This is a genomic window from Nocardia sp. CC201C, from assembly GCF_030010695.1.
GTDB lineage: Bacteria > Actinomycetota > Actinomycetes > Mycobacteriales > Mycobacteriaceae > Nocardia > Nocardia otitidiscaviarum.
Genome location: NZ_JASCXP010000470.1, coordinates 1 through 5,414, shown reverse-complemented (window position 1 = coordinate 5,414; position 5,414 = coordinate 1). Strand labels below are relative to the sequence as shown.

Here is a 5,414-nt window from a genome sequence, read left to right as displayed (position 1 = left end):
GACATCCGGCAGCGACACCGGCACTGCGTCCGCGGTCGAGGCGACGGTGCTCGACGCCACGGCGGCCGAGGGTTCCGACGCGCCCTCGCGTCGCCGTCGCCTCGAACCCGACGAACGCCGCGCCCAGATCCTCGCCTGCGCCATCGACATGTTCGGGGAACGGCCGTACGCGGCCGTCTCCACCGCCGAACTGGCGCAGCGCGCCGGAGTGGCGCGCGGCCTGATCAACCACTATTTCGGGAACAAGCGCGACCTGTACCTGGCGGTGGTGCGCCGCATGGTCACCCTGCCGCGGCCCGAGGCCATGACCGTGCCCACCGGCACCATGCGCGACCGCGTGGACGCCAGTGTGGCGTGGCTGCTCGACACCATCGGCGAGCACGGCCACACCTGGGTGAAGGTCACCGGCCACGAGGGCATCGGCGACGATCCGGAAGTGCAGCGCATCCTCGACGAGGCCGACACCGCCGCCGCCGATCGGGTGGTGCGGATGATGGGCCTCGAGGAATCGCTGCACAGCGACGAGCTGCGCGCCCTGGTGCGCTGCTACGGCGGCCTGGTGAAGGCCGCGGGCCGCGAATGGATCGTGCGCGGCAGCCTGACTCGCGAGCAGGTGCACAACCTGCTCGCCGACATGCTGCGCACCCTCATCACCGAGACGTTCCCGAACGTGCACGGCGACAACTGAATCCGGACCGAACTCGGCAAGGCCATCGCTCAGCGGGCGGCGGGCGGCGGGCCTGGTGGGCTGGCGGTGCACCGACGTTCGCGCCCGACCGTGGAAGCGGCGGGCGCGGGGGCCAGGTCGTCGTGCCGGGGCAGTGGTATTCGTATCAGCGGCGTCGTGCGCGATTCGGCTGCTGCGCCACCTGGATTCGCAGCATGTGGTGCGCGCCGCGCTGGAACCGGTAGGTCACCTCCCGCAACTCGGTGCGGTGGCCGCGGGAGTGCAACTCCTCGCGCAGCCGGTCGAGGAAGACGACCGGCTCCCCGGTCGCCTGCACCACCAGCGGATACACCCGCACCTCACCGCGGCTGACCCGCAGCAGTTCGTCGAGGGCGCGCCGGTGCCAGTCCTCGCCCAACCGGTCGGCCCAGGTGAACAGCAGATGTGAGCAGAGCACCAGGTCGAAAGCGGCGGTGGCGAACGGGAGTCGGGGCAGCGCCGCCGCGACGTAGCGTCCGGGTCGCGCGCGCAGGTCCGCGAGGAAGCGCGCTCCCGCCACGTGACGCATCGACCGACGGCTCTCGATATCGCCGTACCACCCCCATTCGAAGCATTCCGCGTGCGCGTCGATCATGTCGTCACCCTCGCGCAGCCCCGCCGACACGCGCGCCTCGACCTCATCCACCCCGACCGCGTACACCGGATCGGCGGCCACCACCCGCTGTCCGGTCTCGGCGGCGAAACTCGCTCCGCCCGCGCAGCAGTCGAGCACCCACCCGTTCAGGTCCGTGTCCGACAGATCGAACATGGCGCGGTACTCGGCCGCGGAGCGTGAGGTCACCAGCATGGATCCAGTGACTATCAGGCGGGACGCCGCCGAGTCCACCGGTTTCCCGGCGGCTGGCACGCACACGAGTCGACAGCCGACCGCCAAAGGGCGTGCGACAGAACGGGAGTGGTCCGGGAAGTGGAAGGCACTGGAGATCGGAAGGCGCTTGGCATCGAACGGGAAACGGACCGAGGGGCCGAACGAGGTTCGCGCCGTCAGCGCTGCCGCGGCCGCGAATCGTGGCCGCCGTGCGCACCCTCGGCGTGGAACCGGGCGGCGGTCGACCAGTGCGGTGCGTTCCAGCGGTCGGCGATGACGGCGGCCCGGGTGAAGTGGGCGGCGGCCACGTCGGTGTGGCCGAGCAGCAGAGCGAGTTCACCGAGCGTGTGGGCGACCGGACGGACGGCCAGCGACAGGCTCGCCGCACCAGCCGGAGGACCGTCTCGGTGGGGCAGCAGGTCCGCGTAGATCCGCGCGGCGGCGTCGCGGTCGTTCAGGGCGACCGCCGCCATCGCCCGCAGACTCGTCAGGAAGGTGTAGAAGAAGTCGGGCCGGATCGGATGCCGTGAGGTGCGGAGGAGGCGGGCCTCATCGGTGCGGCCGGCGGCGTGCAGGGCGAGCACGAGCAGATCGGCGGCCATCGGACCGTACGCCGCGTGCAGAGCGCGCACCTCGTCCAGATGGTCGCCGAGCGTGCCGTCGTTGAGCCGGATCACCGCCAGCGCGAGGCGAAGGAAGCCGGTGGCGTGCACCGATCCGGCGCGTTCCATGCGTTCGTTGGCCTCGGCATAGCGGCGTTCGGCATCGGCGGACCGGCCCTCGATGAGCACCAGCGTCGCCAGCGCGACCTCGGCCACTCCGATCGCTTCCGGCATCCGGTAGGCGCGGGCGAGAGCCAAGGCCTCCTCGGTCAGGCGGCGCATGCATGGTCGCCGGGTCGTTGGCCACGGCGGCGCTCGCGGCCTGGTCGAGCAGCCCGGTCACGCGGTAGACCGGCAGGTCGTGCTCGACACTGATCTCCACCAGCGCACGGGAGTACTCCTGCCGCCCGGAGTCACGCGCCAGCACCAGCAGTGCCGCGGCGCGCAGCCGGGCAGTGGTGGCGAGGTCCAGCGCTTCCCGCGCGGCCGCCATGACCGTCGGATCGGCCTCGCCCACCAGCTCGTGGGAGTACGCGATGAGCAGGTGTGCCCGCACCTCGGGGGCGAGATCGGCGCGCGCGAGCAGACGATCGAGGCGGTCGACGATCGGACGGTCGACCGTGCCGTAGGGGCGGGACTGCCACGGGGTGGGCTCGGTCCAGGCGGTGAACGCGGCGATCATCAGATCGTCGCGCCCGAGCGATTCGGCGTACTCCACGGCCTGCTGCCGGGTGTCCCGGGCCGCGGCGAAGGCCCCGGCCCTGACCTGTGCGCGGAGCAGCCTGCCGAGCAGGTCGACGCGCTCGTCCGGGTCGGTGGAGTTGGCGACGGCGTCGGTGAGGAGTCCGGCGGCGACATCGTGGGCATACCGCGCCTCGGCCAGTTCGGCGGCCCGCACGCAATAGCCGACGGCCTGCGGCGATCCCGCACGCACGTGGTGATGGGCCAGGGCCGCGATGTCGCCGCTGCCCGCCAGGGCCGCAGCGATCCGGGCGTGCATTCTGGTGGTCCGCAGCCGGCTCACATCGGTCAGTAGGGTGTCCCTGACCAGCGCGTGCACGAACCGGACGCGCCCGGGCGCGGGTTCGTGTCGAGCAATCCGGCGATGACGCCCGCGTCGAGTGCGTCCAGGACGCCGTCCTCGTCGGTGTCGGCGGCGCGCACGAGCACGTCCACCGAGCTTTCCCGGCCCGCCACCGCCGCCAGTCGCAGGACGGACACACCGCTTTCGGGCAGCCGCGCGAACCGGCGTCGCAGCACATCCCGGACACCCTCGGGGACCTCGGACAGCGCCATGAGCGCGCCCTCACCATTCAGCAGCCGCGCGGTCTCGCGCACATAGAACGGATTGCCGCCGGTGCGTTCGGCGATGCCGGTGACGGTCGCGTCGTCGGCGCGGCACTCGGCGCGTACCAGTTCGGCGACGGCGGCGCGATCGAGTCCGGGCAGGTCCAGCCGCAGGGGTGCGGTACGGGCGAGGGATGCCAGCGTTGCGGTGAGCCGCTCGCTCTCGTCCGCGCGGTACGCCGCGACGACCAGGATCGGCCCCCGCGCGTCGACGACGCCGCCGAGCAGTTCCAGGGTGGCGGCGTCGGCCCAGTGCAGGTCGTCCAGGACGATGGCGACCGGACGGTCGGCGGCGCACGCCGCGAGCCAGGACCACACGGCCTGCCGCAGCCGGAACCGTCCGGCGGCGGCGTCACCGGCCATCGCCGCGGAATCGCGGAGCAGCGGCGCGAGGTCGGCGGCGAACGCTCCCGGCGCGATGCTTCCGGCCACCGACCGCAGCACCTCCACCCACGCCCACGCGGGCGGTGCGCTGTCCACGTCGGGACAGCGTCCAGCGGCCACGAGCCACCCGTGGCGCACCAGCCGCGCGGCGAGATGCTCGAGCAGGGTCGATTTGCCGAGTCCGGCTTCCCCGGTGACGAATGCGACGCGCAGCCCGCCGGTAGTCGCATCGGCGGCCGCCAGCAAGGCCGAAAGCTCGGCGTCGCGGCCCACGAACGTGGTCGCCTCCGGGGCGTCACCGGAGGGCGGTGGTGGCGTGGCCACCGGGGGTCGGGCCCCGTCGGCGGCGGGTGGGGAGACGGCCCGGCGCAGCACGTCGGTGCGTTGCGTGAGGATCGCTTCTTCCAGCGCCACCAGGTCCGGTCCGGGGTCGAGGCCCAGTTCGTCGGCGAGGAGGGTGCGGGCGCGGCGCAGCGCGGCCAGGGCGTCGGCTTGGCGGCCGCTGCTCCACAGGGCGAGGGCGTGCAGGCGCCGGCCCTCCTCGCGCAGCGGATGGTCGCGGGTGAGGCGTTCGGTGTCGGGAACCACCGTCGCGGGACGGCCGAGCCGCAGTCCCGCCGCGATGTGCAGTTCGCGGGCGATCAGGCGCAGCTCGTCGAGGCGAGCGATCTCGGCGACCGCCCACGGCTCGTCGGCGACCGCCCACGGCTCGTCGGCGACCTCGGCGAACGCCGGCCCCCGCCACAGCGCCAACGCCTCGTCCAGGTGGGCCCGAATGTCACGGGGGTCGGTGAGCGCGCGGGCCTGGTCGAGCAGTTCCTCGAATCGCCACGCGTCCACCGCTTTTCGCGGCAGCCGCAACGCGTAGCCGGGCGACGCGCTCACCAGCGAGCGAGCCGGTGCCCGCGGCGCGCGGCCGGGTTCGAGCAGGCGGCGCAGGTTGGAGATGTACGCCTGCAACGACGCCAGAGCGCGCGCGGGCGGTTCGCCTCGCCACAGGTCCTCGACCATCCGGTCGACCGGTACGACCTGACCGCGCGCGGTCACCAGCAGGGCCAGTACGCCGCGCTGCCGCGGCCCGCCGAGGGGAAGGGATTCGCCGTCGGTCTCGGCCGCGAACGAACCCAATACCCGGATCAAGACCATGACGGGCTCATCGTACGCGTGGCCGGGGCACGGGTTCCAAGTCGGCTGCGAGTGCCTTCCAAACCGCCGGGCGCAGTCTCGAACCCGTCGAACACAACGGTCGAAGGACAGGAACAGATGAGCGTCGACACTCAGGACATGAAGATCGTGCACCGCGCCTTCCGGCGCGAGTCACGGCTGCTGACGGAACTGGTCGCGGCGGTCGCCCCGGGAGATACGGTGCGCGCCAAGGTGATCGCCGACCACTTCCGCGACTACCGGCTGGGGCTCAAGAACCACCACGAGGGCGAGGACGAGCTGTTGTGGCCACCGCTGCTGGCCCGGGTCGATCTGGAAGCGGACGTGGGGGGGGGGGAGGGGGGGGCGGAACAGCGGGGGGGGGCGCCCACAACCGCCCCCG

At 72.8% G+C, this 5,414-nt stretch carries 6 protein-coding genes; 3 read left to right on the top strand and 3 right to left on the bottom strand.

Annotation, left to right across the window (positions count from 1 at the left end; all coding sequences use genetic code 11):
- Positions 1–46: 46 nt before the first annotated feature.
- Positions 47–688: a TetR/AcrR family transcriptional regulator gene (locus QK444_RS31910; protein WP_282785791.1), complete on the top strand. Its 642-nt coding sequence runs from the start codon at positions 47–49 to the stop codon at positions 686–688.
- 145 nt (positions 689–833) lie between these two features.
- Here the strand turns inward: QK444_RS31910 and QK444_RS31905 are convergent, their stop codons facing one another.
- Positions 834–1,508, bottom strand: coding sequence for a methyltransferase domain-containing protein (locus QK444_RS31905; protein WP_282785790.1), 675 nt, complete (start codon positions 1,506–1,508; stop codon positions 834–836).
- A 203-nt stretch (positions 1,509–1,711) separates the two neighbouring features.
- Complete coding sequence (locus tag QK444_RS31900; RefSeq protein ID WP_282785789.1) at positions 1,712–2,419, bottom strand: hypothetical protein; 708 nt, start codon at positions 2,417–2,419, stop codon at positions 1,712–1,714.
- A gap of 79 nt (positions 2,420–2,498) precedes the next feature.
- Here QK444_RS31900 and QK444_RS31895 point away from each other — a divergent pair, with 79 nt between their 5' ends.
- The gene (locus QK444_RS31895; RefSeq protein WP_282785788.1) at positions 2,499–3,173 is read left to right on the top strand and encodes a hypothetical protein; all 675 of its coding nucleotides are present in this window, start codon (positions 2,499–2,501) and stop codon (positions 3,171–3,173) included.
- On the opposite strand, the gene QK444_RS31890 is transcribed toward QK444_RS31895, so the two are convergent.
- A complete protein-coding gene (locus tag QK444_RS31890) occupies positions 3,167–5,014 on the bottom strand; it encodes a BTAD domain-containing putative transcriptional regulator (protein ID WP_282785787.1) in 1,848 nt (615 codons plus the stop codon). The genes QK444_RS31895 and QK444_RS31890 overlap by 7 nt on opposite strands.
- Positions 5,015–5,131: 117 nt before the next feature.
- Here QK444_RS31890 and QK444_RS31885 point away from each other — a divergent pair.
- Positions 5,132–5,414, top strand: a 283-nt coding sequence (locus QK444_RS31885; protein WP_282785786.1) for a hemerythrin domain-containing protein, incomplete at its 3' end; no start/stop codon positions are given.